At 67.4% G+C, this 3,671-nt stretch carries 1 protein-coding gene; it reads left to right on the top strand.

Annotation, left to right across the window (positions count from 1 at the left end):
- A partial coding sequence (locus AB0D49_RS41700) for a toxin glutamine deamidase domain-containing protein (RefSeq protein ID WP_362769499.1) occupies window positions 1–3,671 on the top strand: 3,671 nt, incomplete at both ends.

Raw genomic sequence — 3,671 nt, forward strand, 5'->3', positions numbered from 1 at the left:
AACAACGCCACGTCCGACGAGAACAGCCCCCTGTACGGCGACGACCCGGGCCGGGTGTGGGCGATCGTCCTCGACGCCGACGGCAACCAGAAGGCGCCGCAGCTCACCGACACGGAGTGGAAGCAGTTCCGGGACGCGGCGAACGCGCTGGAGTTCCTCACCGTCAGCAGCAGCGATCCGGCGCAGATGCCGACGCGCAGGAAGCCGGTCCTGACCGACACCTCGGACCTGATCGAGCCCCTCCGCACCTCCTCGGACCGCTCCTCGGGGTCCAGCGACGGCAGAATCCCTGACCTGGACACGCGTCAACGGCAGCTCACCCAGTACCTTTCGCCGCCCACACTGGTGAAACTGAGCGCCGAAAGCGGCTACCTCCACCAGCACATCACAAAGATGGCCAACCAGCAGCTCACCAAGTTGCGGATGATCACCGGCCAGCCGACTCATCTGACGGCGGAGATGCTCACGTACAAGGCCATCGCCCACCAGAAGGTCGAGGACGCGGTCAACAAGGCTCTGGTGGCTCGTGGGGAGCCCAGGGACCACCGTTCGGCGCAAGAGGTCCGGGACCAGTACCACGAGATGGTGGAGAACCATTTCAGTGAGCATGGGCAGGTGGTGCGCAGCCAGGACACGCACAACGTGTTGCCCTGGCTCCACCGGGACGTGCTGCCCCCCATCGCCGGCACGGTCCACAAGGTGCTCGACTGGGACGCGGTACACGACCAGCTGAACGAGCAGATCCAGAACGGACTGGGCCGGCAGATCATGACCGCCGGGCATGATCTCGCCACCGTGGCCGACCGCGCGCACTACATTCTGGAGAACGTCCTGGAGCAGGAACAGGGCACCGACGGGATCGCGATGGACGTCATCGTGAACGCGGCGATGTTCGAGACCTGGGCAGCGAACGAGGCGTACACGAACTTCTACAACAAGGTCCAGATCTGGCTGTCGGCGCGGAACCTGCATCCCGCGACCGCCGGGGCGATGGCCCAGGCACTGCTTCCGCGCTTCTACACGCACTTCACCCAGTCGCTGCTGGAGGGCACCTTCTCCTCCCCCCAGTCGCTCCTGGCAAGCGACCGCTACGACCGGGCCAACCAGGTTCTCGAAGAGCTGGACACCAAGACCGACCAGGACTTGGCGCTGATCGGCGACATCCTGAACGATGTGTCGCGTGCGGTCTCCGAGGCGGTCCAGCAGCTCACCGTGACCGGCCGTCAGGTACCCGCGGCCACGGTCGAGCAGGTGAGGACCGACCTGCGGACCAGGGCCATGGAACTGCTCAAGGAGCACACTCCCGAGGACGCGTCGGGCGCCGGCAGCAGTCTGGCCTGGAAGCAGTTCCGGAGGGACTTCAGTAAGGCAATCCCCGGCGAGATCACCGCCGTGCTGAACTCCTTCCTGCCTCCGGCGCCCAGGACCCTGATGGTCATGAACCCGGACTCCACGACTTCGGAGTCCACCACGCCGGAGCGCACTACTCCGGAGCCCACGACTCCGCAGTCCGGGTTCCTACAGCCCACGGTCCCCACGCCCACCACCCTCACCGCCACGGACAACACGGAGACCCACACCGACCCGGACGATGCGCCCCCGCAGATCCCGCCCCGCCCCGCCCCCGGCACTCAGGGCGTCGAGCCGAGGCCGACGGCCCACAGCAGACTGGAGTCGTACCTCAACAGTTACGTCCCGCTGACGGACGAGGACGGGAACGACAACACTTCGCTACGGCAGAGCGCGCACGCGATCCTGGACCGGCTCTTCGACGTCGGCGAACCCAAGCCCCGCATCAAGCACGCCCTGGAACTCGCCCGGACGTACGAGGCGGCGGTCAAGGCGGCGACCACGACCGCCGAGAACCTGGCCGCCGGAGTCAAGCGGACCCTCACCCATGACATGTCGGAACAGGAGATGCAGAAAGCGGTCGGTCTCGACCACGGCGCCCTGGTCCGGACCGTGGCGGACAACCTGTTCATGGGCGACCCGCGCTCCCTGGACGACCCGAAGGCGGGCAACCGGCTCACCTCGGAGGTCACCAAGGAGACCAACCGGGCACTGAAGGTCGGTGCCAGCATGGTCCGCGCCGAGCGGTTGATCGACACGGCCATCGAGGCGGTCGTGACCGACCGGACAGCCCAGAACCTCCCCGTCGACCGTGGTCTCGTGGACGGATTCCGGCAGGACCTGACCACTCAGACCAGGGACGCACTGGACGACGCCTACCGCAAGGCCACGGCGAAGACCTCGATGAAGCCACTGCCCGCCCGGCTGAGGCAGATCGAGGCGACGTACCTGGAGGACGTGGTCAAGCCCAGGTTGGGCGACCTGGACTCCCTCCTCGACGCTCCCGTGCGCGGCGTGAACGACCTGGTCACCCAGTTCGACAAGAATGAGACAGCCCAGCGGATCATCCCGGTCAGCGCCCTCTTCAAGGACGACGGGACCCGCGCCTTCGAGAACCCTCAGCAGTGGCTGGACCGCGCCTTCGGGCCCGAGGCGCCCATCGACCTCGTGCGCAGCAACTTCGACGACAACTGTGTGATCGCCGCCCTCGCCTTCTACGCCACCTTCAACGCGGCGACCAAGGCCGACATCCGCGGCTTCGACTCCACGTCCCTGGCGAACAAGGACTGGAGCCACGCCACCATCGCCCAGAACGCGCTGAACGCCGCCGCGTCCACCATGGGCGTCGGCGAACCCGCCCTCAAGAAGGTCGCCCAGCAGATCAAGGATCTCGGCCCCGGCGCCTCGGCGATCGTGTTCGTCAGCCGTACCCCCGGCAACCCCGAGGGCCACGCCTACAACCTGGTCAACCACGACGGGACCCTCATCGCCGTCGACGTACCTCACAAGAAGATCACCGAGGGTGGCTTCCCGTCCGACGCCAAGGACCCCGGCCCGGTGTGGGCCCTCATGTTCGACGCCGAGGGTGAGCAGTCGAACCCGCCGCAGCTCACGGACGCGGAGTGGGCCGAGCTGCGGAACACCCCCACCGCGGTGCTGTTCAAGACCACGCACCACGACGGCGGCGATATCCCGGGCACCAGTCACGACCCGAACCACCCGACCCAGCACAATCCGACCGCGCATCAGCCCACCCCCCACCCGACGGGTCCTGTTCACCAGCCGACCGGACCCGCGCACCACCCGACGCAGCCCCACACCAATTCCAACCGGCATTCCACCGTGTCGCAGGGCCCGCTCACCGTGCCCGAACTGCCCGATCGCCACGATCCGCTGGAGACACCCTCACAGGAGCAGAACGACCCGTTCCTGCGGGGGGCGATGGGAGTCGCCACCGGCGCGCTCAAGCCGGACCTTCCCGCCGCGGAGATCACCAAGCTCAAGAACCGGGAGCTGGTGTACGGCGACTTCACCGAGGGCACCGCCGGTGCCGCCGTCCGCGATGCGCTGAGCAAGCGGTTGCAGTCCCTGGGCGCCACCACCTTGGAGCTGAAGCAGCTCAGCGCGGTGGAGGAGTTCGTCAAGCTGCGGACCGGGCTGCTGCGGGGCGCGGGCCGGGACTTCGACATCAAGGTGGGCTCACGGGTCTTCACGGCCCGGATCACGGCGCAGCTGGACCTCAAGCAGGCCGAGGTGCTGACCCCGTCCGACAAGACCGTCACCACCAAGCCGAAGAGCACGACGACCTCGGTCAGTGACTT

The organism is Streptomyces sp. NPDC048290, assembly GCF_040652095.1.
GTDB lineage: Bacteria > Actinomycetota > Actinomycetes > Streptomycetales > Streptomycetaceae > Streptomyces.